Genomic DNA, 22,857 nt, shown 5'->3' with positions numbered 1-22,857 from the left:
GCGGGGTCGGGGGCGCCGCCGGAGGTTGACCGTACGTAGGGCGATGGCCAAGGATCCCGGGCATGTCCAGAGGCAGTGCGGGGTCCAGACCGGTCAGGCGCAGTCGTACGCGGCGGGCGGGTGAGAGTGCTTTCGGGGTGATGCTGCTCGTCCGGAACGGGCTGCTGGCGCTGGTGGCGTTGGTGTTGCTGGTGGCGGGCGGGTGGACGTCGTGGGGGTCGGCCCGGTACGCGATGGGGGTGTCGGGGCGGGAGCACGGCACGGTGAAGATCGCGTCGTGTGACGAGGAGCGGTGTGCGGGGCCGTTCACGCCGGAGGGCAAGGGGCGTCCGCGGGACCAGGTGTCGCTGACGGAGGCGGCGTCGCCGGACGCGGGCGAGCGGGTCACGGTGGCGTTGCGGCCGGAGGGCGACCGGGCGGTGCGTACAGGTGCGGCGGGGGTGCTGTACGCGTGGGTGCCGTTCGCGGGGGCGCTGCTGCTGGCGTCGTTGGTGGTGGCCGGCGGGCTGCGGTGGCGGCGTACGGCGTGGGGGATGGGTCTCACCGGGGCCGCGCTGCTGGTGGGGGCGTGGGTGGCGCTGTAGGCGTACCCGACATGCGGGGCGCCCGTACGGGGCGTACGGGGCGTCCGTACAGGACATACGAGGCGTCCGTACAGGGCGTACAGGGCGTACGAGGTGGCGGCTGTTTCACGTGGAACGGCCGCCGCCTCGTCGTTGTACGGGCCTGGGGCCGGGGGCGCGAGCGGCGTTGCCGCCTTGCCGCGAAGGTGCCGCGTACAGCGTTCCCGCGCTCGCCGCGACGGTGTGCGTACCGCGTTCCCGGCCCGCCGCGGAGGTGGCGGGGCGGGCATCGCGGAGTGCGGGAAAGGCGGCGGCCCGCCCCCGGTCGGGGGCGGGCCGTCCGTGTGGGCGGGGTAGGTCAGCCGGTGTTGCGGAGGCCGGCGGCGACGCCGTTGACGGTGAGCAGCAGGGCGCGGGCGAGTACCGGGTCGGGCTCTTCGCCGCGGGCGGCGGCCTCGCGCTGGCGGGCCAGGAGGGAGACCTGGAGGTAGCTGATCGGGTCGAGGTAGGCGTCGCGGATGTGGAAGGTCTGGCGCAGGACCGGGTTGGAGTCGAGGAGTTCGCTCTCGCCGGTGATGCGGAGGACTTCCTGGACGGTCAGGGCGTGTTCGGCCTTGATGGTCTCGAAGACGTGCTTGAGCTCGTCGGGGACGAGGGTGTCGACGTAGTGCTGGGCGATCCGCAGGTCGGTCTTGGCCAGGGTCATCTCGACGTTGGACAGGAAGTTGCGGAAGAAGTGCCAGTGGGTGTGCATCTCGTCGAGGACGGTGTCCAGACCGGCTTCGCGGGCGGCCTTGAGGCCGGTGCCGACGCCGTACCAGCCGGGGACGATCTGGCGGGACTGGGTCCAGCCGAAGACCCACGGGATGGCGCGGAGGCCGTCGAGTCCGGCGCCGGAGTCGGGCCGCCGGGAGGGGCGGGAGCCGAGGTGGAGTTCGGCGAGCTGGTCGACGGGGGTGGCGGCGAAGAAGTACGAGGGCAGGTCGGGGTCCTCGACGAGGCGGCGGTAGGAGCCGTGGGCGGCCTCGGAGACGGTCTCCATGGCCGCGTCCCAGCGGGAGAGCGCCTCGTCGGACTGGCGGGGTTCGGTGTGCAGGGCGGATGCCTGGAGGGTGGCCGCGACGGTCAGTTCCAGGTTCTCGCGGGCCAGGGACGGGACGAGGTACTTGTCGGAGATGACCTCGCCCTGCTCGGTGACCTTGATCTCGCCTTCGAGCGTGCCGTAGGGCTGGGCGAGGATCGCGTCGTGCGAGGGGCCGCCGCCGCGGCCGACGGTGCCGCCGCGGCCGTGGAAGAGGCGCAGCCGTACGCCGTGGCGGCGGGCGACGTCGCGCAGCAGCCGCTGGGCGCGGTGGATCTCCCACTGGCTGGTGGTGATGCCGCCGAACTTGGACGAGTCGGAGTAGCCGAGCATGACCTCCTGGACGTCGCCGCGGAGGGCGACGAGGCGGCGGTAGGAGGGGTCGGAGAGCATCTCGTCGAGGAGCTGGTCGGCGATCTTCAGCTCGTCGGTGGTCTCCAGGAGCGGGACGATGCCGATCTTGGCCCAGCCGGCGTGCAGGTCGATGAGGCCGGCCTCACGGGCGAGGACGGTGGCGGCGAAGACGTCGTCGGAGCCGGCGCACATGGAGATGATGTACGACTCGATGACCTCGGGCCCGAAGGTCTTCTTCGCCTTGAGGATCGTGCGGAAGACGCCGAGGGTCTTGGCACCGGCCTCGTCGAGGGGGGCGGGGCTGGGCGCGAGGGGGCGGCGGGAGCGCAGTTCCTTGGCGAGCAGCTTGCGGCGGTACTCGCGCGGCATGTCGACATAGCGCCAGGATTCCTCGCCGAGGCGGTCGAAGAGCTGGCCGAGGGCGTGGTGGTGGGCGTCGGCGTGTTCGCGGACGTCCATGGTGGCGAGCTGGAGACCGAAGGCGGCGAGGGTGCGCAGGGTGCGCTCCAGGCGGCCGTCGGCGACGAGGGAGCCGCGGTGGGCGCGGAGCGACGTCTGGATGAGGGCGAGGTCGTCGAGGAGTTCGGCGGTGCCGAGGTAGTCGCGGCCGGGGACGTGGGGGGTGTCGGCGGCGAGGCGGTCGCGGGTGTTGAGGAGCTTCTGGCGGATGCAGGTCGCCTTGAGGCGGTAGGGCTCCTCGGCGTTGAGGCGCTTGTAGCGGGGGCTGATCTCGGGAAGGAGTTCGAGGTCGTTGCCGAGGGAGGTGAGCAGTTCCTCGGTGGCGCCGCTGTTGCGGATGGAGTTGGAGAGGGCGCCACGCAGTTCGTCGATGTGCTCCAGGGCGTCGGTGATGCCGTGCTCGTGCTGGAGGATCAGGACGTCCCAGGTGACCTGCGGGGTGACGTTGGGGTTGCCGTCGCGGTCGCCGCCGATCCAGGTGCCGAAGGTGAGGGGGCGGGTGCCGGAGGGCAGGGGGGCGCCGGCACGTTCGAGTTCGGCGGCGAGGTCTTCGAGAACGTCGCCGACGGCGCCGCGGCCGAGTTCGTCGAGGTAGTAGATGGCGTTGCGGGCCTCGTCGGTGGGCTCGGGGCGGGCGACGCGCAGTTCGTCGGTCTGCCAGATGAGGTCGATGCTCTCGGCGAGGCGGAGGTCGGTGCGGCGGCGCTCGGTGGCGTCGGTGTGCTCCAGCAGTTCGGCGATGCGGCGGAGCTTGGTGAGGACGGAGCGGCGCGCGGCCTCGGTGGGGTGCGCGGTGAAGACCGGGCGGACGCCGAGGTGGGCGGCGGTCTCGCGCAGGTGCTCGGGGTCGGCGTCCTTGAGCATGTCGGCGGTGCGGCTGAGGATGCCGCCTTCCGCGGCGCGGCGGGCGCGCAGTTCGCGGCCGCGGTGGACCTGCTCGGTGACGTTGGCGAGGTGGAAGTAGGTGGAGAAGGCGCGGACCAGCTTGGCGGCGGTGGCGAGGTCGGTGTCGCCGAGGAGCCGCGCCGCGGCTTCACCGTCGGAGCGGGTCAGGGCGCGGACCTGCTCGACGAGGTCGAGGAGTTCGGGGCCTTCCTGGCGGACGAGCGTTTCGCCGAGGAGATCGCCCAGGCGGCGGATATCGGCGCGCAGGGCGGTGTGGTCGCCGTTGTCGCCGGTGGTGTCCGGCGTGGCGGGCCCGCTGTTTCCGGGGGCGCTGATCTCGGCGGCGGAGGTCTTGTCGGCACTGCTCACAGGTGCGGCTCCTTGCGGCGATCTGGGCGGGGCGTCGTGCCGTGCCGGCCGGGGCCCGGTGCGGGCCCGGGGCGCGGTGGCGGGCGCGACGGCCCGGGAGGTGCGTCGCTTCGCGGCTCCTTCGTGCGGCTGGGCGCGGGCGACGGGGTGCACGTCCGGGCGGGTGGGCGGGTTGCGGACCGCGCTGTCCGACGCCCACCAGGATAGGTCTCCCGTTCGGAGGGTGGTCACACCGTCCACCGGCTGGGAACGCGCCGTCCGGGCGGTGGCCGCAGGTCAGAGCCGGGCGGGGGCGCGGGCACGGGGCGCGGCGGGGCGGTCGGGGAGCACCCCCGCTTGGCGGGTACGGGCCTGTCACCACCTTGTCCGGAGCTCACTCGCTGCCATACTTACGAAACCGTAGGTTACGGTTCCGTAGCCGTGCCCCCGAGCCCCCGACGAGGGACACCACATGACCGCTGGTCCGCAGACCGTCGAAGAGTCACCCAGGCCCGCCGGTGAGCCGCTGCCGTCGGCGACGCTGGGGGGTGACAGCAAGGGATCCGTCGAGCAGATCACGCTGCTGCTGTTCATCACCGTGCCGTTCCTGGCGCTGGCCGCGGCGGTGCCGCTGGCGTGGGGATGGGGGGTGAGCTGGCTGGATCTGGGGTTGCTGGTGGTGATGTATTACGTCGGCTGCCACGGCATCACGATCGGCTTCCACCGGTACTTCACGCACGGCGCGTTCAAGGCGAAGCGGCCGCTGCGGATCGCGCTGGCGATCATGGGATCGCTGGCGGTGGAGGGCCCGCTGGTGCGCTGGGTGGCGGACCACCGCCGGCACCACAAGTTCTCCGACGCGGAGGGCGACCCGCATTCGCCGTGGCGGTACGGCGAGACGGTGCCGGCGCTGCTGAAGGGCCTGTGGTGGGCGCACATCGGCTGGATGTTCGACGAGGAGCAGACACCGCAGCACAAGTACGCGCCGGATCTGGTCAAGGACCCGGCGCTGCGGGCGGTCTCCCGGCAGTTCGTACTGTGGACGGCGGTGTCGCTGCTGATCCCGCCGCTGGTGGGCGGTCTGGCCACGCTGTCGTGGACGGGCGCGCTGTCGGCGTTCTTCTGGGGTTCGCTGGTACGGGTGGCGCTGCTGCACCACGTGACGTGGTCGATCAACTCGATCTGCCACGCGGTGGGCAAGCGGCCGTTCCGGTCCCGGGACAAGTCGGGGAACGTGTGGTGGCTGGCGATCCTGTCGTGCGGCGAGTCGTGGCACAACCTGCACCACGCGGACCCGACGTGCGCGCGGCACGGGGTGCTGCGGGGCCAACTGGATTCGAGCGCGCGGCTGATCCGCTGGTTCGAGAAGGCGGGCTGGGCCTACGACGTGCGGTGGCCGCAGACCTCCCGCATCGACGCCCGCCGCAAGGGGAAAGCCGCCCAGGCGGCATGATTGTCGGGTGGCGATCGACGGCAGCAGCGTGAGCAACGGCAACAAGGGCACATCCTCTCCCGCCGGCGGGGGTGCGAGGCGGCCCCGCCGGGTCCGGATGACGGGCGCGGAGCGCCGGGAGCAACTGCTGGACATCGGCCGGACCCTCTTCGCCGAGCGGGGCTTCGAAGGCACGTCGGTGGAGGAGATCGCCGCGAAGGCGGGCGTCTCCAAACCGGTGGTGTACGAGCACTTCGGCGGCAAGGAAGGGCTGTACGCGGTGGTCGTGGACCGCGAGATGCGCCAGCTCCTGGACATGGTGACGGGCGCGCTCACCGCCGGTCACCCGCGCGAACTCCTCGAACAGGCGGCGTTCGCGCTGCTCGACTACATCGAGACCTTCACGGACGGCTTCCGCATCCTGGTGCGGGACTCCCCCGTCGCCCAGTCGACGGGCACGTTCGCCTCGCTGATCAGCGATATCGCCACCCAGGTCGAGGACATCCTGGGCCTGGAGTTCAAGGCCCGCGGTTTCGATCCGAAGCTGGCGCCGCTGTACGCGCAGGCCCTCGTCGGCATGGTCGCCCTGACCGGCCAGTGGTGGCTCGACGTCCGCAAGCCGAAGAAGGCCGAGGTCGCCGCCCATCTGGTGAACCTCGCCTGGCACGGCCTCGACGGCCTGGAGGCCAGACCACGGCTGGTCGGCCACCGGAAGAGCTGAAGCGGCGGCCCGCATTCCACGGCCCGCACCGGGATCCCGGTGCGGGCCGTGGGGTGTCGGAGCCGCCCTCCTGGGCACCGGCGGCTACCCCCGGTGGGCCACCGCGAAGATGCGGCGGAAGGGGAAGGCCGTGCCGTGGCGGCCCACGGGGTACGCCTTGCGGAGCAGGTCGCGGTATTGGGCGAGGAATTCGTCGCGGGCGGGCGGGTCGTCGGCGAGGGCGGTGAGGACGGGGCGCAGGGCGGTGCCCTTGACCCAGTCGAGGACGGGGTCCTCGCCCGGGAGTAGCTGGACGTAGGTGGTTTCCCAGACGTCGGTGGTGCAGCCGAGGCCGGTGAGGAGGTCGAGGTAGTCGGCGGGCTGGAGGATGTGGACGTAGCGGTGGCCGTGTCCGGCGAGGCGGGCGCGCCACTGGGGGGCCTCGCACAACTCGCCCAGCAGGGCGTGGCTGGGGGCGGTGAAGTTGCCGGGGACCTGGAAGGCGAAGGTGCCGCCGGGGGTGAGCGCGTCGAGCCAGCGGCCGAAGGATTCGGGGTGGTTGGGGACCCACTGGAGGGCGGCGTTGGAGACGATCAGGTCGTAGCGCTCGGCGGGAGCCCAGTCGGTGGCGTCGGCGGGGGCGAAGTCGAGGTGGCCGCCGCCGGGGGTGGGGCCGGCGTGGGCGGCGGCCTCGGCGAGCATCTGGGGAGAGCTGTCGAGGCCGGTGATACGGGCGTCGGGCCAGCGGTCGGCGAGGAGCGCGGTGACGTTGCCGGGGCCGCAGCCGAGGTCGGCGATGCGGGCGGGGCGGCCCTGGGCGGGCAGTTCGGGTATGCGGGCGAGGAGGTCGTGGAAGGGGCGGGTGCGGTGCGCGGCGTGGCGGAGGTACTGCTGCGGGTCCCAGGTGGGTGCGTCAGGCATGGGAGGTAACCCCTCTGCTGGTACGGCCGGTTCCGGGTGGGTGGGGACCGCGTTCAGGACAAGGTGCCGGAACGACGGGTTCAGGCCGACCTGCCCACTGGCACCGAAAATTATATCTCGACGTCAAGATAATTGATATCGAGAAGCCTTACGTCAAGAGACTTCACGTCGACAGACCCCTTACACTGATCGCCATGGAGGACGAGGTCGACCGTCTGGTCGCAGCATGGCGCCGCGAGCGCCCGGACCTCGACGTGGAACCACTGGAGGTCCTCAGCCGCGTGAGCAGGCTGGCCAGGCACCTCGACCGGGCCCGCCGCCTCGCCTTCTCCGAGGTGGGACTGGAGCCCTGGGAGTTCGACGTCCTCACCGCGCTGCGCCGTGCCGGAGCGCCCTACCAGCTCTCCCCCGGCGCCCTGCTCACCCAGACGCTCGTCACGTCCGGCACGATGACCAACCGTATCGACCGGCTCGCCAAGAAGGACCTCGTCGAGCGGTTGCCCGACCCCAACGACCGGCGTGGCGTCCTCGTACGGCTGACCCCCGCGGGCCGGGACAAGGCCGATGCCTCGCTGGCCGGTCTGCTCACCCAGGAGCGCGCGATTCTCGCCGAGCTGTCCCGGGAGCAGCGCCGGGAACTCGCCGGTCTGCTACGGCGGTTGACCGGGCCGTTCGACAACATCCCCGGCTGAGCCACGGGCCGGGCGGCGCGGGGCCCGTGGGCACACCGGATGCCTCACCTCCCGCCCTCCCGTCGACCGGATCGCCCCGCTCCCGGATCGCCCCGGTGCTCGCCCTTCCCAAGGCGCGGGTTGAGGGGCAGACCTCGGGGCACACACGACGGGCGGGCCTCACGGAACGGGCCGGGCCCCCGGTGGTAGTCCCCGGCGGCATCAGGTCCCGGCAAGGTCAGGGCCCGGCAACATCGGCCCCGGGCGGCGCGAGGCGTTCTCAGCCCGCCGGAAGTGCCGGGGAGGCGCCCGCTCGGGCCGGCGCCGAGGGGTCCGGGGACTCCGCCGGGCCGATGCCGGCGCGGCGGGCCAGGGCGACGGCGGCGAGGGTGGAGTGGACGTCGAGTTTGCCGAGGACGTTCTGCATGTGGGTGCGGACGGTGTGCGGGGAGAGGAAGAGACGTTCGGCGACGGCCTTGCGGCCCAGGCCCGCCACCATGCAGCGCAGCACCTCGCGCTCGCGCGGCGTCAGGGTCTCCACGAGCCGTTCGCTCTCCGTACGGTGCCGGCGGGCGGCGGTCAGCTCGCGCAGGACGCCGGTGAGCAGGGCGGGCGGCAGATGCGTTTCCTCGCGCAGCACCCCGCGGATCACGGCCAGCAGCCGGGAGAGTGAGCAGTCCTTCGCCACCCAGCCCTGGGCGCCCGCCTGGAGGGCCGCGGCGGCGCGGCGGGGGTCGTCGCGTTCGGCGAGGACGACGGTGCGCAGCTCCGGGTGGGCGGCGCGGACCGCCGCGGCCAGCGCGATGCCGTCGCGGGGCGGGCGCGCCGCGCCGCCCGCCCCTCCCCCTCGTGCCGGCTGGGCGGGGACGGTGCGGGGCGCCGCCGGTACGGCGGTGAGGTCGGCGTCGGCCAGCAGGACGTCGACGGGGCGGCCCTCGGCGGCGGCGCGTTCGAGGGCGCGCAGCGCGGCGTGGGCGCTGCCCGCCGTCGCCACACAGACGTCCGCCTCGGCGGCGAGCGCCGCGGCCAGCGATTCGGCGAAGATGCGGTGGCCGTCGGCCACCAGTACCCGGATGCGTTGCACGTGGACCCCCTGTCGTGGGGAACGGACCCTAGCGGGCAGGCGGCCCGGGGTGAAGATCGCCGTCTGTGGACGAACGTGCCATGGCCGGTACCCGCCGCCCGGCGCGCGTGGCGCGGCGCCGCTCCCCGATGAACGCACCGGCCCCCACCGGCGCTCATCTCAGGGTACGGACGGGCCCGGCCGGCAGCGCCCGCTTCGGCGAAAGTCCCGGCGCACGCGGCCGTGGCGCGCTCCCCGGCCCGCGCCGGTGCGTACCGGCGGGGACGTGCGCCGTGTTGACGCACCCCGTGCGGCGCGCCGCACGGGGCGTCAGGCGACGCGGTGCGCGCCGGGCCCGGGGCGGGCGGTGAAAACGCGCGGGGCGGCGTGTCCGGCGGCGGCGAACGCCGTGCGGACGGCGGCGGTGACCTCCTGCTCCGCCGCATCCTCGACGAGGGCGACGGCGGAGCCGCCGAAGCCGCCGCCGGTCATCCGGGCGCCGAGCGCGCCGGCGGCGAGCGCGGTGTCCACGGCGAGGTCGAGTTCGGCGCAGGAGACGGCGAAGTCGTCGCGGAGCGAGGCGTGTCCGGCGGTGAGCAGCGGCCCGGCGGCGCGCGGCTCGCCCGCGTCGAGCCGGGCGATGACCTCCTGGACCCGGTGGTTCTCGGTGACGATGTGCCGCACCAGCGGCCGTACGCCGGAGAGTTCCGTCAACGCGTCGAGGGCGTCCGGGAGTTGGCCGTATCCGATGTCGCGCAGGGCGGGGACGCCGAGGTGGCGGGCGGCACGTTCGCAGCCGGCGCGGCGTTCGGCGTACGCGCCGTCGGCCAGGGCGTGGCGGACGCGGGTGTCGATGACGAGGAGGCGCAGTCCGTGGCCGGTCAGGTCGAGGGGGACCTGGCGGGCGGTGAGGTCGCGGGTGTCGAGGAGGAGGGCGTGGCCGGTGGTGCAGCGGGCGGCGGCCGTCTGGTCCATGATCCCGCAGGGCACGCCGACGAAGGCGTTCTCGGCGCGCTGTGCCAGCCGGGCCAGTTCCTGGCGGCCGAGCCCGAGTCCGTACAGCCCGTCGAGGGCGAGGGCGGTGGCGACCTCCAGGGCGGCGGACGAGGAGAGTCCGGCGCCGGTGGGGACGGTGGAGTCCAGGTGCAGATCGAGGCCGCCGACGGGGAGTCCCGCCTCGCGCATCGCCCAGACCACGCCCGCCGGGTACGCGGCCCAGCCGAGGTCCCGGCCGGGCGTCAGGGCGCCGTACGGGACCTCGACGACGCCGCCGGGGGCGTCGCCGGAGTGCAGGCGCAGCGCCCCGTCGGTGCGGGGCGCGGCGGCGGCGAGGGTGGTGTGGGGCAGCGCGAGGGGCAGCACGAAGCCGTCGTTGTAGTCGGTGTGTTCACCGATCAGGTTGACCCGTCCGGGCGCCGCCCAGACTCCGGCGGGCCCGGCCCCGTACACGGCGTGGAAGGCCGCGCCGGTGCGGGCCGGGCCGTGCGGTGGGCCGGCGGCTTCGTGCGCGGGCATCAGGACTCCTTCGTCCGGGTGGTGCGGCGGGCGAACTCCCAGGCGTCCGCGATGATGCCGGCGAGGTCGGCGCGGGTGGGGTGCCAGCCGAGGCGGTCGGTGGCGGCCTGTGCGGAGGCGACGAGGACGGCCGGGTCGCCGGCGCGGCGGTCGGCGCGGAGTTCGGGGATCGGGTGGCCGGTGACCTTGCGGGCGGTGTCGATGACCTCGCGGACGGAGAAGCCGTTGCCGTTGCCGAGGTTGCAGATGAGGTGTTCGCCGGGGGCGAGGCGGGGGCCGTCGGCCTCCGGCGCCGGGCGGTGCGCGGCGAGCGCCGCGTGAAGCGCGAGGAGGTGGGCGTCGGCGAGGTCGGCGACGTGGATGTAGTCGCGGACGCAGGTGCCGTCCGGGGTCGGGTAGTCGTCGCCGTAGACGGAGATGGCCTCGCGGCGGCCCTGGGCGACCTGGAGGACGAGCGGGATGAGGTGCGATTCGGGGTCGTGGCGCTCACCGCAGTCGCCGTACGCCCCGGCGACGTTGAAGTAGCGCAGGGAGACGGCGGCCAGCCCGTGGGCGGTCGCCTCGCCGCTGATGAGGTGGTCGACGGCGAGTTTGGAGGCGCCGTACGGGCTGGTGGGCGCGGTGGCGGCGGCTTCGGTGATCGGGGTGGTGTCCGGTTCGCCGTAGGTGGCGGCGGTGGAGGAGAAGACGAGGGCGCGCACGCCCGCGCCGCGCATCGCGTCGAGGAGGTCCATGGTGCCGCCGACGTTGTTGCGCCAGTACTTGGCGGGGTCCGTGACGGACTCGCCGACCTGGGAGAACGCGGCGAAGTGCAGGACGGCGTCGTACGAGGCGTCGAGGTGGCGGGCGGCGTCCTGGACGCGGCCCTCGATGAAGCGGGCGCCCGCCGGGACGCCCTCGCGGTGCCCGGTGGAGAGGTCGTCGAGGACGGTGACGTCGTGCCCGGCTTCGATCAGATGGGCGGCGACGACGCTGCCGACATAGCCGGCGCCCCCGGTGACCAGGCACTTCGCTCGGGTGGTCGGCTTTCGGGACGGCACGCTCACACTCACTTGGTCGCTACCTCTCGCAGTCGCTGGGCCGCGGCTTCCGGCGGCACATCGTTGATGAACACGTTCATGCCGGATTCGGAACCCGCGAGAAACTTCAGCTTTCCGGCGGTACGGCGAATGGTGAAGAGCTCCAGATGGAGCGCGAACTCACCACGGTCGTCGGCGCGCACCGGTGCCTGGTGCCAGGCGGCGATGTACGGCGTGCGGGCCGTGGCGTCCGCGTCCGGCCCTTGCCCGTCGCCCGCGCCGAAGATCCGGTCGAACCGGCGCAACAGTTCCAGGTAGACCTGTGGGAACTCTGTGCGCGCCGCGTCGTCGAGCGCGGTCAGGTCGGGGACCCGGCGGCGCGGGTAGAGGTGCACCTCGTACGGCCAGTGGGCGGCGTACGGGACGAAGGCGGTCCAGTGGGCGGTCTCCAGGACGACGCGGGTGCCGTCGGCGCGTTCGCGGGCGACGGTCGCGTCGAAGAGGTTGGCGCCGGTGGCCGTGCGGTGGGCGGCGAGCGCGTCGAGCATGCGGGCGGTGCGCGGGGTGGTGAAGGGGTACGCGTAGATCTGGCCGTGCGGGTGGCCGAGGGTGACGCCGATCTCGGCGCCGCGGTTTTCGAAGCAGAAGACCTGGGCGACCTCGGGGAGTTGGTGGAGGGCGGCGGTGCGGTCGGTCCACGCGGCGAGGACGAGGGCGGCCCGGTCCTCGGTGAGGTCGGCGAAGGACGCGTCGTGGTCGGAGGTGAAGCAGACGACCTCGCAGCGCCCGGAGTCCCCGGCGAGGGAGGGGAAGCGGTTCTCGAAGACGGCGACGTCGTAGCCGTCGGCGGGGATCTCGGAGGGGTGGCCCTCGCGGGTGGGGCAGAGCGGGCAGGCGTCGGCGGGCGGCAGGTAGGTGCGGTCCTGGCGGTGCGAGGCGATGGCGACGTGGTCGCCGAGCAGCGGATCGTGGCGGATCTCGGAGGCGGTGGCGACCGGCGGGAGGGGGCGGCGGTCGGGGGCGGTGCGGTCGGCGTCGTCGCGGGAGTCGTAGTAGATGAGCCGCCGGCCGTCGGCGAGGTAGGTCGTCGTCTTCTTCACGGGGGCTCCTCCGCCTGCCACTCGGTCGGCGCCACAGCCTCGACCGAACACAAAAACAAACACAATGAAGCACAACCGAACAGGTCAGTCAATACGGAGCCGGAGTGCGGGAGTGGCGCGACGCACGGGCCACATGCGGGGATCTCACCGGCAAAACCCCCTCCACTTCTCCCCTTGTCCAAACTGAAACGAACACAAGTGTTCAGTTTCCGGGAGCTCGCGCGTACGTTTTTGTGCGTTCCACCTGAGCACAACGATGTGTCCTCCTGGGGGTCTCCCCCAGCCCCCGGAAATGAGTGCCCCATGATCACCTTGGCCGAAGGGCTCAGGCTCCCCACCAACGCGCTCGACTACGCGATCCTGGCCCTCTACTTCGCCGTCGTCCTCGGCATCGGCGTCGCCGCCCGGCGCAGCGTCCGTACGAGCCTGGACTTCTTCCTCTCCGGCCGGTCGCTGCCCGCCTGGGTCACCGGTCTCGCGTTCGTCGCCGCCAACCTCGGCGCCACCGAGATCCTCGGGATGGCCGCCAACGGCGCGCAGTACGGCGCCTACACCGTCCACTGGTACTGGATCGGCGCCATCCCCGCGATGGTCTTCCTGGGCCTGGTGATGATGCCGTTCTACTACGGCTCCAAGGTCCGCTCGGTGCCGGAGTTCCTGCTGCACCGCTTCGGTCCGTCGTCGCACCTGCTGTCGTCGGTGATCTTCGCCGTGTCGTCGGTGCTGATCGCGGGCGTCAACCTCTACGCGATGGCGATCGTGCTCCAGGCGCTGCTGGGGTGGCCGCAGTGGGTGGCGATCGTCGTCGCCGGGTTCTTCGTCCTGGCGTACATCACGATCGGCGGGCTCTCCTCGGCGATCTACAACGAGGTGCTGCAGTTCTTCGTCATCCTCGCCGCGCTGATACCCCTGACGATCGTCGGGCTCAAGCGGGTCGGCGGCTGGGACGGGCTGACGTCGTCGCTGACCTCCTCGCACGGGGACGCGTTCCTCACCGCGTGGAAGGGCACCGGCATCGGTGAGGCCAACCCGCTGGGCGCCAACTGGCTGACTCTCGTCCTCGGGCTCGGCTTCGTGATGAGCTTCGGCTACTGGACGACCAACTTCGCCGAGGTGCAGCGCGCGCTGTCCGCGAAGAACCTCTCCGCCGCGAAGCGCACCCCGCTGATCGCCGCGTTCCCGAAGATCTTCATCCCGCTGGTCGTGGTCGTCCCCGGGCTGATAGCCCTGGTCATGGAGCCGACGCTCGGGAAGACGAAGGGCGGGCTGCAGTACAACGACGCCATTCCGGTGCTGATGCGGGACCTGCTGCCCAACGGTGTCCTCGGCATCGCGGTGACCGGACTGCTCGCCGCGTTCATGGCCGGTATGGCGGCGAACGTCTCGTCGTTCAACACCGTCTTCACCAACGACATCTGGGCCGCGTACCTGAGGAAGGGCCGTGAGGACGGCTACTACCTGAAGACCGGGCGGGTGGTCACGGCCGTCGGTGTGCTGATCGGGATGGGGACGGCGTTCATCGCCTCGTCCTTCAGCAACATCATGAACTACCTCCAGACGCTGTTCTCCTTCTTCAACGTGCCGCTGTTCGTCGTCTTCATCATCGGGATGTTCTGGAAGCGGACCACCGCCGCCGCCGGGTTCTGGGGCCTGCTGTCCGGCACGGTCGCCGCGATGGTCAACTACTTCGGGCTCTACAAGCAGGGCGTCATCGCCATCCCGTCCGAGCAGGGCGCCAACTTCGTCTCGTCGATCGTCGCGTTCGTCGTCGGCGCGGTGGTGATGGTCCTCGTCACCCTCGTCACCGAGCCCAAGCCGGCCGCCTCGCTCGCCGGACTCGTCTACGGCACGCGCTCGCCCGGTATGGCGGAGCTGCCCGCCGACGGTGACGACGCGTGGTACCGCAAGCCCGCCCTGCTGGGCTGGGGCGCGGTCGTCCTCGCCGCCCTCTGCTACGTCCCCTTCTCCTTCTGAGCCCGGGAGCCTGCCATGTCCGACCACCAGCACGACGTCGCCGCCCTCGAACGGGAATCGGCGACCGCCGCCCGGCTCTTCGACGTCCGGCGCGTCATCGGCGCGCTCTTCGCCGTCTACGGCGTGATCGTCACGATCGCCGGGTTCACCGCCTCGGACGCCGACCTGAAGAAGGCCCAGGGCATCAACATCAACCTCTGGACCGGCCTGGGCATGCTCGCCCTCGGCGTCTTCTTCCTGGTCTGGCTGAAACTGCGGCCGACCATGCCGCCGACGGCCGAGGAGTTGGCCGGGGAGGCGCCGGAGGAGACACCGGCGAGCTGATCCGACGGGCCCGGGCCCGCGCTCCGTGGGCGGGTGCGGGCCCTCGCCATGTCCCGGGGCGGGCCCGCGGCACGCCCTGCGCACCCGGGGCCGGGCCCCGGGCTACGCCCGCAGGTCCGGGTCCGCCGCCTCCGCCGCCTGAGCGGCCCGGTCCAGCAATCCGGTGCGGGCGGCGAGGGCCGCCGCCTCCAGCCGGGAGCCGACCTCCAGCTTCATCAGCACCCGCTGCACGTGGGTGCGGGCGGTGGACGGGGCGGTGCCCATGCCCGCCGCGATCTGGCGGGTTCCCTCGCCGTCGGCGACCCGCATCAGCACCTCGACCTCGCGCGGGGTGAGCAGCGCCAGCAGCCGCGCGCCCTCGTCGTCCGGCTCCGCCGCCGGGTGCAGCAACTCCTCGCACGCCTGCTGCAGCAGGAGCGGCGCGACGGCCACCTCGCCCGCCCGCGCCTTGAGCATCGCCCGCTCCACGCCCTCGATCCGCTCGTCGTGCCGGACGTAGCCGGAGGCGCCCGCGGCGAACGCGGCGGCGATCCCGCGCGGGGACGGCACCGGGCCCAGCACCACCACCGCGATACCGGGCCGCTCCCGCTTGATCCGCACCACCGGGTCGAACACCCCGGGCTCGGCGGGCACCGCCGTCCCCAGCAGGCACACCTCCGGCGCCCGGCTCACCACCAGATCCGCGGCCCCGGCGCACGGCGCGGCCGCCGCCAGCACCCGGTGCCCGCGCAGTTTCAGGGCCGAGGCCAGCGCCTCGGCCAGCAGACGGTGATCGTCGACCACCATGAGCCGTACACCCATCCCGCGGCCCTCCTCCCGGCGCACGGGGCCCTGGCCGGGCCCCGCGTGCACGGGAAGCTACACGCTCACCGCGCCGGACGCGCCCCGCCCGACCGGACTCGGCCGGATTGCCGGGGGCCGGGGCGGGCCGTCCGGGTGCCCGATCGGCCGGGGCCCGGGCAGGCGCGCCCCGCGGGACGAGGCGTCAGGCGTCCTCGGCCAGCTCCAGCCAGCGCAGCTCCAACTCCTCGCGGCGGCCGACCAGTTCGCGCAGTTCCGCGTCGAGGCCGGCGACCTTCTCGAAGTCGGTGGCGTGCTCGGCGATCCGCGCGTGCAGCTTCGCCTCCTGGTCGCCGATCTTGTCCAACTGGCGCTCGATGCGCTGGAGTTCCTTCTGCGCCGCGCGGTTGACCGCGGCCGGCTTCTTCGGCGCCTCGGCCGGCGCGGACGCCGGGGCCGCCGCCTCGGCCACCTGCTGACGCCGCTCGATGTACTCGTCCAGTCCGCGCGGCAGCATCCGCAGCCGGGCGTCGCCGAGCAGCGCGAAGACCCGGTCGGTGGTGCGCTCGACGAAGTACCGGTCGTGGCTGATGACGATCATCGAGCCGGGCCAGCCGTCGAGCAGGTCCTCCAACTGCGTCAGCGTCTCGATGTCGAGGTCGTTGGTGGGCTCGTCGAGGAAGAGGACGTTGGGCTCGTCCATCAGCAGCCGCAGGATCTGCAGGCGGCGGCGCTCACCGCCGGAGAGGTCGCCGACCGGCGTCCACTGCTTCTCCTTGGTGAAGCCGAACTTCTCGCACAACTGGCCCGCGGTCATCTCCCGGCCCTTGCCGAGATCGACGCGCTCGCGGACCGCCTGCACCGCCTCCAGCACCCGCCAGGCCGGGTTCAGCTCGGCGACCTCCTGCGAGAGGTACGCCAGCTTCACCGTCTTGCCGACGACGATCTTCCCGCCGACCGGCTGCCGCTCGCCCTGGCTGCGCGCCGCCTCGGCGAGCGCCCGCAGCAGCGAGGTCTTGCCCGCGCCGTTGACGCCGACCAGACCGATGCGGTCGCCGGGCCCGAGCTGCCAGGTCAGGTGCTTGAGCAGCACCTTCGGTCCGGCCTGGACGGTCACGTCCTCCAGGTCGAAGACGGTCTTGCCCAGCCGGGAGCTGGCGAACTTCATCAGCTCGGCGCTGTCGCGGGGCGGCGGCACGTCCGCGATCAGCTCGTTGGCCGCCTCGATCCGGAACCGCGGCTTGCTGGTACGCGCCGGGGCGCCGCGCCGCAGCCAGGCCAGCTCCTTGCGCATCAGGTTCTGCCGCTTGGCCTCCTCCGACGCCGCGATGCGCTCCCGCTCGGCCCGCGCGAAGACGTAGTCGCTGTAGCCGCCCTCGTACTCGTGGACGTCACCGCGCTGCACGTCCCACATACGGGTGCAGACCTGGTCGAGGAACCAGCGGTCGTGGGTGACGCAGACCAGCGCGGAGCGGCGGGCGCGCAGATGGCGGGCGAGCCAGGAGATGCCCTCGACGTCGAGGTGGTTGGTGGGCTCGTCGAGGACGATGAGGTCCTGTTCGGCGATGAGCAGCTTCGCGAGCGCGATCCGGCGGCGCTCACCACCGGAGAGCGGGCCGATGACGGTGTCCAGGCCCTGGCCGAATCCCGGCAGGTCCAGGCCGCCGAAGAGGCCGGTCAGTACGTCGCGGATCTTGGCGTTGCCCGCCCACTCGTGGTCCGCGAGATCGCCGATGACCTCGTGCCGGACGGTCGCTTCCGGGTCCAGCGAATCGTGCTGGGTGAGCACGCCGAGCCGCAGGTCACCGGCGTGGGTGACGCGGCCGTCGTCGGCGCCCTCCAGCTTGGCGAGGATCCGGATCAAGGTGGTCTTGCCGTCACCGTTCCGCCCGACGACGCCGATCCGGTCCCCCTCGTTGACGCCGAGCGAGACACCGTCGAGGAGGGCACGCGTCCCGTAGACCTTGCCGACGGCTTCCAGATTGACGAGGTTGCTGGCCATTGCTCTCCCTGCTGACGGCCCGCGCGGCTCCGGTACGGCGCACGCTCCCTGGGCCCTTCCAGGATCCCATGGCGCGCGCGGGGGCCGGGGTGCTGCCCCCGCGCCCCCTGGGCAGCGGCCTCAGCCCCGCCCGCCGCCACCCGACGACCACGCGTTCAGCGCCCGTACGGCTTCCTCCAGCTCCCGGCGCCGGGCACCCTGGTCCGCCACGCGCCGCCGCTCCTGCGCGGCGAGGACGTACGGCCGGACGAGGTGGCCGCCCTCCCCTCCCGGAGGGAGCAGGCCGGGCGGCACCCGGGGGGACGCGGACGAGGCGCCGCCGCACCGGCGCCACCGGCGGCCGGACGGGCACGGCAGGGCCGCCGGTACGAGGGGTCGCCCGATGATCACCCCGCCCCGGAAGTAACCGCCCCAGCAGCGCCCCGAGGACCCTGCGGACAAGCCCCCTCACGCCGCTCACCGGCCGGCCGCCTCGCGCAGCACCTCGGTGAGCTGGTGCGCGGTGGCCGCGTTGCAGTTGCCGAGCGCGACGAGCGGGACACCGTAGCCGCCCGCGAAGCTGGGCAGATCGACGCCGAGTGAGGGCAGCGTGATGCCGTGGGCCTTGAGGGCGGTGCGGAGTTCCTCGATGAGGTCGTATACGTCGTCAGGGGCGAAGTGGTGGGTGGGCATGCGGCTACACCTTCCTTGTGCGCGGCATTGGGCGCACCGATGTGAAACACCCCCGGATCGCCCAACGGGCGTGCGGAGGCGCGCAGATGACAGCGCCCCGGAATTCCCGTGCACTGCGTGACATCGAAGGACCATAGCGCCAGAATTGCGCCGGAAAAAGTGGCATATATGCCCCGGGGCAAGGTTGCCTTCAGGGATATCCGGGGCAGGTCGGCAAGGGCCGTGACACCGTTATGCGCGACACCGTGCACAAACTGGAGAAGGTGGCATGCCGCCGAGGAACATCCCAACGGCCCGGCAGGCTCGTCTCGGAGGCGAGCTGCGCAAACTGCGTGAGCACGCGGGCAGAACCGCCCGGGAAGCGGCCGCAATGATGTCGACCGACCAGGCCAAAATCAGTCACATCGAGGCGGGCCGCGTAGGAATCAGCGAGGATCGCATCCGCCGACTCTCCGCCTTCTACGACTGCGAGGACGAGAACCTTGTCGAGGCATTGTGCGCCATCGCGCGCGAGCGCCGTGGACAATACTGGTGGGACGATTACCGCGGCATCCTCGCTCCCGGGTTTCTCGACATCGCCGAGCTTGAACATCACGCAACAGGCCTGCACTATCTACAGCCCGTCACGTTTCCCGGAATCCTCCAGATCGAGGAATACGCACACGCCCTGTTCGCCGGCGCGATTCCGAAACTCCCCGACGACGAACTGAAGGCCCGGGTCGAACATCGCATGAAGCGGCGGGAAATCCTGGACCGGGACGAACCGCCGAAATTCGAAGCCACCATTCATGAAGCGGCACTACACATGCGCATCGGCGGACGAAAGGTAGCGCGCAGGCAGCTCGAATATCTCTTGCATGTATCCGAGCACCCCGAATTCGCTCTCCGGGTCATCCCGTTCACACGGGACGTCTTCGTCGAAGTGACGCAGACGGTGCTGTACGCGAATGGCGTCGTCCCCCAGCTCGATACCGTCCACGTCGATGCCCCGATCGGCGGGGGATTTCTGGATACCGCTGCCACCCTGGGCCGATACCGCGTACTGCTCGACCGCGCGAAACACGCCGCACTCTCCCGCGGAGAGTCACGAAGTTTCCTTCACCGGGCCATCAAAGAAATGTGAGTGCCAGGGCATGAACAGCAAAACTCGCCGCCTTCACCTTCGGTGTGAAGAACGGCGAGTTCGACCATTTCGTCAGCTGAGGGCCGGCCCGGTCACGCGGCTGCGCGCGGGAACTGTTCGGCGTGGCCGTCGGGCCAGCCCTTGCCGGCGAGCCAGTCCTTGAAGCCGGGGAGATTGGGCTGGTCGAGGCCCTCGATGAAGAGGTACTTGCGGGGGATGTCGCCCGGGTGCGCCCACGCGCCATTCGTCGAGGCGCCGCCCAGCCCCTTGGGCTGGTCGCCCTTCAAGGTGCCTTGCGAGAACATTCCGGGTTCGCTCATATCCAGCTTGCGGATTTTCACGTTGACGGCGCTGTCCGGCCCAACGCCCTTGGCGATTCCCGCAGCGCCCTTGATCCCCTTGACGGTGGCGTCCCACATGAAAACATGCTGGTGGTGCCCCATCTTCTCGCTGCCTGCGGAGAGTTTTATCTCAAGACTCTCGGCCGTCTTCAGGCCGTTCGCGTTGAGCGAGAGGCGTAGCTGATCGAGGCCCGCGCCCTGCTTGTCGACAGCGACGTGGGTGTACTCCCGGGAGTGCCCCTGCGCCTCCGGGGCGCGCTGCACGGGCGCGGTTTTCCCATGACCCGCACCGCGTGTCTGACGCTGCAGCGCGTGCGAAACGGCCGCGTTTCCCGCGCTCCGCTGCAGCGCCGTCACGGCATCCGGCGTGAGAGCGGCCCCTTGGGAAAGCGTCGCCGAATTCGGCACGCTCGCCGGTGTACGGGAAGCGGGTATCCGTGATGTCGCCCTTTTCAGAGCCTTACCTGAATCCTGTGCATGCATGCGACAAACCTTCTGGTAAACGAATGCGATCCACGGTACAGGCCCAGGACTTGGCCCGAAACCCCCGTCACGATCTTGCTGCGGCACCGCTCCGACGGGACACCGCTCCGGGACGGACGCCACCCGCCACGGGGCTAGAGAACCGTCGCCCCCGGCGCCGGCGCGACCGCGATCCGTACCGCACGGCACGTCCCCGACGCCGTCAGCGCCGCCGCGACCTTCTCCGCGCCCTCCGGGTCGGCGGCGAGGAACGCCGTCGTCGGACCGGAGCCGGAGACCAGCGTGGCCAGCGCGCCCGCGGCGGCGCCCGCGTCGAGGGTCGCGGCCAGCGACGGGCGCAGGGAGAGCGCGGCGGGCTGGAGGTCGTTGGCCAACTCGCCCGCCAGCGCCGTCGCGTCGCCCGCCGCGAGGGCGGCGAGGAGCGCGGGCGAGGCGGCCGGTTCCGGTACGTCGGTGCCGGCCGTCAGGCGGTCGAACTCGCCGTAGACGGCGGGCGTGGACAGACCGCCGTCGGCGACCGCGAAGACCCAGTGGAAGGTGCCGCCGACGGGCAGCGGGGTCAGGACCTCGCCGCGTCCGGTGCCCAGGGCCGCGCCGCCGACCAGGCTGAACGGCACATCGCTGCCCAACTCGGCGCAGATCTCCAGGAGTTCGGAGCGGGAGGCGCCGGTGCCCCAGAGCGCGTCGCAGGCCAGCAGGGCACCGGCGGCATCCGCGCTGCCGCCCGCCATGCCGCCCGCGACGGGGATGTCCTTCGCCAGGTGCAGATGGACGTCCGGAGTACGGCCGTGGCGGGCCGCGAGGAGGGTCGCGGCGCGGGCGGCGAGGTTGGTGGCGTCGAGCGGGATGTCGGCCACCCCCTCGCCCTCGGCGGTGATCCGCAGCCCGTCGGCGGGGGCGGCGGTGACCTCGTCGTACAGACCGACGGCGAGGAAGACGTTGGCGAGGTCGTGGAAGCCGTCCGGGCGGGCGGCGCCGACCGCCAACTGAACGTTGACCTTCGCCGGGACCCGTACCGTCACCGCCGCGCTCACCGCGTACTCCCCTGCTCGTCCTGCTGGTCGTCCTGCCGCTCCGGCTTGCCCGGCTTGTGCTCCGCGATGCGGGCGAACTCCTCGACGGTCAGCGCCTCACCGCGCGCCTTCGGGGAGATTCCGGCCCCGACCAGCGCTTCTTCGGCGGCGGCGGCCGAACCGGCCCAGCCCGCCAGCGCCGCCCGCAGCGTCTTACGGCGCTGCGCGAACGCGGCGTCCACGACGGCGAAGACCTCCTCGCGGCTCGCGGTCGTCTCCGGCGGCTGCCGCCGGAGAAGCGACACCAGGCCGGAGTCGACGTTCGGCGCGGGCCAGAAGACGTTCCGGCCGATCGAACCGGCGCGCTTGACCTCGGCGTACCAGTTGGCCTTGACCGACGGCACGCCGTAGACCTTGTTGCCGGGGCGGGCCGCGAGCCGGTCGGCGACCTCCGCCTGCACCATCACCAGGGTGCGTTCCAGCGTCGGGAACGTCGCCAGCATGTGCAGCAGGACCGGCACCGCGACGTTGTACGGCAGATTGGCGACGAGCGCGGTCGGCGCGTTCCCCGGCAGTTCGGTGACGTGCATCGCGTCGCTGTGGACCAGCGCGAAGCGGTCGGCGCGGCGCGGCAGCCGCGCCGCGACGGTCGCCGGGAGCGCCGCGGCCAGCACGTCGTCGATCTCCACGGCGGTGACCGCGTCGGCCACCTCCAGCAGCGCCAGGGTCAGCGAGCCGAGGCCCGGACCGACCTCGACGACGGTGTCGTCGGGCCGCACGTCCGCGGTCCGCACGATGCGGCGGACGGTGTTGGCGTCGATGACGAAGTTCTGGCCGCGCTGCTTGGTGGGGCGTACGCCCAGCGCGGCGGCCAGCTCGCGGATGTCGGCGGGGCCCAGCAGGGGGCCGGACTCGTCGCCGGTGGTGCTCTCACTCATGCCGAAGCCTCGCCGCGCGCCGCCGGGACGCGCCTTTCCGTTGTTCGCTCGCTGCGCTGGTTCACCGGTGCAGCTTACGGGCCGAGGAGGGGCGAGCCCGCCCGCGGTCAGTAGCCGAAGGCGCGTGCCGTGTTCGCCGCGACGGCGGTGGCGAGGGTGTCCTCGGTCACGCCCTTGACCTCGGCCATCGCCCGCAGCGTGACGGGGATGAGGTACGGCGCGTTGGGACGGCCGCGGAACGGCGCGGGCGTCAGGAACGGCGCGTCGGTCTCGACCAGCAGCAGTTCGGCGGGGGCCACCGCGAGCGCGTCGCGCAGCGGCCGCGCGTTCTTGAACGTGACGTTCCCGGCGAAGGAGAGGAAGTACCCGGCCGCCGCGCACTCCTTCGCCATCGCGGCGTCACCGGAGTAGCAGTGGAAGACGGTGCGTTCCGGGGCGCCCTCCTCGCGCAGGATCCGCAGGACGTCGGCGTGGGCCTCCCGGTCGTGGATGACCAGCGCCTTACCGTGCCGCTTGGCGATCTCGATGTGCGCGCGGAACGAACGCTCCTGCGCGGCCATGCCGTCGGCGCCGGTACGGAAGTAGTCGAGACCGGTCTCGCCGACGCCCCGGACGTGCGGGAGGGCGGCGAGCGCGTCGATGGCGGCCAGCGCCTCGTCGAGGGCCGCGCCCCCGCCGGGCTCGCGGGCACCCTGCCGCGACCAGCCGTCGGGGTCACCATGCACGATCCGGGGCGCCTCGTTGGGATGCAGCGCGACGGCCGCGTGCACCGCCTCGTACGCGGCGGCGGTCTCGGCCGCCCACCGCGATCCGGCCACGTCGCAGCCGACCTGGACGACGGTGGTGACGCCGACCGACGCCGCCTTGGCCAGGGCCTCGTCCACGGTGCCCTGCTGCATGTCGAGGTGGGTGTGGGAGTCGGCGACCGGCACCCGCAGCGGTGCGGGCAGCGGCGGCGGGGCGTCCTTCGCGGCCTTTCCGCCCTTCGGGGCCTGCGCCTTCGGCGCGGTGCCGCTCGGGGCGGAGGCGGGCGGGGTGGGCGCGGAGCCGGTGTCGTGCGGGGCCATGGCCGCGATTCTACGAAGCCGCGGCCACG

At 72.4% G+C, this 22,857-nt stretch carries 20 protein-coding genes; 7 read left to right on the top strand and 13 right to left on the bottom strand.

All coding sequences use genetic code 11. The features are described from left to right. Positions 1 to 140: 140 nt before the first annotated feature. On the top strand, positions 141 to 584 hold the full coding sequence (locus tag ACGH2B_RS17140; RefSeq protein WP_399089888.1) for a hypothetical protein: 444 nt from the start codon (positions 141 to 143) through the stop codon (positions 582 to 584). A 337-nt stretch (positions 585 to 921) separates the two neighbouring features. On the opposite strand, the gene ppc is transcribed toward ACGH2B_RS17140, so the two are convergent. Then, positions 922 to 3,711 carry a phosphoenolpyruvate carboxylase gene (gene ppc / locus ACGH2B_RS17135; protein WP_399089885.1) on the bottom strand — a complete coding sequence of 930 codons (2,790 nt, stop codon included), beginning with the start codon at positions 3,709 to 3,711 and terminating at the stop codon, positions 922 to 924. A 451-nt stretch (positions 3,712 to 4,162) separates the two neighbouring features. Here ppc and ACGH2B_RS17130 point away from each other — a divergent pair, with 451 nt between their 5' ends. Both ACGH2B_RS17130 and ACGH2B_RS17125 read left to right on the top strand, forming a co-directional pair. Continuing rightward, a complete protein-coding gene (locus ACGH2B_RS17130) occupies positions 4,163 to 5,143 on the top strand; it encodes an acyl-CoA desaturase (RefSeq protein WP_399089882.1) in 981 nt (326 codons plus the stop codon). A gap of 7 nt (positions 5,144 to 5,150) precedes the next feature. Further along, complete coding sequence (locus tag ACGH2B_RS17125; RefSeq protein WP_399089879.1) at positions 5,151 to 5,843, top strand: TetR family transcriptional regulator; 693 nt, start codon at positions 5,151 to 5,153, stop codon at positions 5,841 to 5,843. Between the two features lie 84 nt (positions 5,844 to 5,927). Here ACGH2B_RS17125 and ACGH2B_RS17120 read toward each other — a convergent pair whose 3' ends face one another. Further along, positions 5,928 to 6,743, bottom strand: a complete 816-nt coding sequence (locus ACGH2B_RS17120) for a trans-aconitate 2-methyltransferase (protein ID WP_399089876.1) — start codon at positions 6,741 to 6,743, stop codon at positions 5,928 to 5,930. Positions 6,744 to 6,937: 194 nt separating this feature from the next. Here ACGH2B_RS17120 and ACGH2B_RS17115 point away from each other — a divergent pair, with 194 nt between their 5' ends. Then, positions 6,938 to 7,435, top strand: a complete 498-nt coding sequence (locus tag ACGH2B_RS17115; RefSeq protein ID WP_399089873.1) for a MarR family winged helix-turn-helix transcriptional regulator — start codon at positions 6,938 to 6,940, stop codon at positions 7,433 to 7,435. Positions 7,436 to 7,694: 259 nt separating this feature from the next. Here ACGH2B_RS17115 and ACGH2B_RS17110 read toward each other — a convergent pair whose 3' ends face one another. The 4 genes from ACGH2B_RS17110 to galT all read right to left on the bottom strand — a co-directional run bounded on the left by ACGH2B_RS17110 (position 7,695) and on the right by galT (position 12,111). Next, positions 7,695 to 8,498, bottom strand: coding sequence for a LuxR C-terminal-related transcriptional regulator (locus ACGH2B_RS17110; RefSeq protein WP_399089870.1), 804 nt, complete (start codon positions 8,496 to 8,498; stop codon positions 7,695 to 7,697). 309 nt (positions 8,499 to 8,807) lie between these two features. After that, positions 8,808 to 9,992: a galactokinase gene (gene galK / locus ACGH2B_RS17105; RefSeq protein ID WP_399089867.1), complete on the bottom strand. Its 1,185-nt coding sequence runs from the start codon at positions 9,990 to 9,992 to the stop codon at positions 8,808 to 8,810. Next, positions 9,992 to 11,038: a UDP-glucose 4-epimerase GalE gene (gene galE, locus ACGH2B_RS17100; RefSeq protein ID WP_399089864.1), complete on the bottom strand. Its 1,047-nt coding sequence runs from the start codon at positions 11,036 to 11,038 to the stop codon at positions 9,992 to 9,994. Before galE ends, galK begins: the two co-directional genes overlap by 1 nt. 2 nt (positions 11,039 to 11,040) lie before the next feature. Then, positions 11,041 to 12,111, bottom strand: a complete 1,071-nt coding sequence (gene galT / locus ACGH2B_RS17095) for a galactose-1-phosphate uridylyltransferase (RefSeq protein ID WP_399089861.1) — start codon at positions 12,109 to 12,111, stop codon at positions 11,041 to 11,043. A gap of 303 nt (positions 12,112 to 12,414) precedes the next feature. Here galT and ACGH2B_RS17090 point away from each other — a divergent pair, with 303 nt between their 5' ends. Both ACGH2B_RS17090 and ACGH2B_RS17085 read left to right on the top strand, forming a co-directional pair. Further along, positions 12,415 to 14,085 carry a sodium:solute symporter family protein gene (locus ACGH2B_RS17090; RefSeq protein ID WP_399089858.1) on the top strand — a complete coding sequence of 557 codons (1,671 nt, stop codon included), beginning with the start codon at positions 12,415 to 12,417 and terminating at the stop codon, positions 14,083 to 14,085. Positions 14,086 to 14,100: 15 nt separating this feature from the next. After that, positions 14,101 to 14,409 (top strand): hypothetical protein, encoded by a 309-nt coding sequence (locus tag ACGH2B_RS17085; RefSeq protein WP_399089855.1) that lies wholly within the window; start codon positions 14,101 to 14,103, stop codon positions 14,407 to 14,409. A 102-nt stretch (positions 14,410 to 14,511) separates the two neighbouring features. On the opposite strand, the gene ACGH2B_RS17080 is transcribed toward ACGH2B_RS17085, so the two are convergent. The 3 genes from ACGH2B_RS17080 to ACGH2B_RS17070 form a co-directional block, all read right to left on the bottom strand. Then, positions 14,512 to 15,210 carry a response regulator transcription factor gene (locus ACGH2B_RS17080; protein ID WP_399089852.1) on the bottom strand — a complete coding sequence of 233 codons (699 nt, stop codon included), beginning with the start codon at positions 15,208 to 15,210 and terminating at the stop codon, positions 14,512 to 14,514. Positions 15,211 to 15,394: 184 nt separating this feature from the next. Then, entirely contained in the window at positions 15,395 to 17,191 is a 1,797-nt protein-coding gene (locus ACGH2B_RS17075) for an ABC-F family ATP-binding cassette domain-containing protein (RefSeq protein WP_399089849.1), read from the bottom strand. A 456-nt stretch (positions 17,192 to 17,647) separates the two neighbouring features. Next, positions 17,648 to 17,863 (bottom strand): hypothetical protein, encoded by a 216-nt coding sequence (locus ACGH2B_RS17070; protein WP_399089846.1) that lies wholly within the window; start codon positions 17,861 to 17,863, stop codon positions 17,648 to 17,650. Positions 17,864 to 18,131: 268 nt separating this feature from the next. Here ACGH2B_RS17070 and ACGH2B_RS17065 point away from each other — a divergent pair, with 268 nt between their 5' ends. Then, entirely contained in the window at positions 18,132 to 18,986 is an 855-nt protein-coding gene (locus tag ACGH2B_RS17065) for a helix-turn-helix domain-containing protein (protein ID WP_399089843.1), read from the top strand. Positions 18,987 to 19,078: 92 nt separating this feature from the next. Here ACGH2B_RS17065 and ACGH2B_RS17060 read toward each other — a convergent pair whose 3' ends face one another. The 4 genes from ACGH2B_RS17060 to ACGH2B_RS17045 form a co-directional block, all read right to left on the bottom strand. Further along, positions 19,079 to 19,810 carry a hypothetical protein gene (locus ACGH2B_RS17060; RefSeq protein WP_399089840.1) on the bottom strand — a complete coding sequence of 244 codons (732 nt, stop codon included), beginning with the start codon at positions 19,808 to 19,810 and terminating at the stop codon, positions 19,079 to 19,081. A 134-nt stretch (positions 19,811 to 19,944) separates the two neighbouring features. Next, positions 19,945 to 20,844 carry a 4-(cytidine 5'-diphospho)-2-C-methyl-D-erythritol kinase gene (locus tag ACGH2B_RS17055; protein ID WP_399089837.1) on the bottom strand — a complete coding sequence of 300 codons (900 nt, stop codon included), beginning with the start codon at positions 20,842 to 20,844 and terminating at the stop codon, positions 19,945 to 19,947. Continuing rightward, positions 20,841 to 21,761: a 16S rRNA (adenine(1518)-N(6)/adenine(1519)-N(6))-dimethyltransferase RsmA gene (gene rsmA / locus ACGH2B_RS17050; protein ID WP_399089834.1), complete on the bottom strand. Its 921-nt coding sequence runs from the start codon at positions 21,759 to 21,761 to the stop codon at positions 20,841 to 20,843. The genes ACGH2B_RS17055 and rsmA overlap by 4 nt, the downstream gene beginning before the upstream one ends. A 107-nt stretch (positions 21,762 to 21,868) precedes the next feature. Next, entirely contained in the window at positions 21,869 to 22,828 is a 960-nt protein-coding gene (locus tag ACGH2B_RS17045; protein ID WP_399089831.1) for a TatD family hydrolase, read from the bottom strand. Positions 22,829 to 22,857 lie beyond the last annotated feature (29 nt).

Origin of the sequence: Streptomyces sp. BBFR2, from assembly GCF_044497305.1 — a bacterium.
Lineage (GTDB): Bacteria > Actinomycetota > Actinomycetes > Streptomycetales > Streptomycetaceae > Streptomyces.
This window is presented reverse-complemented; position numbering and strand designations above follow the sequence as displayed.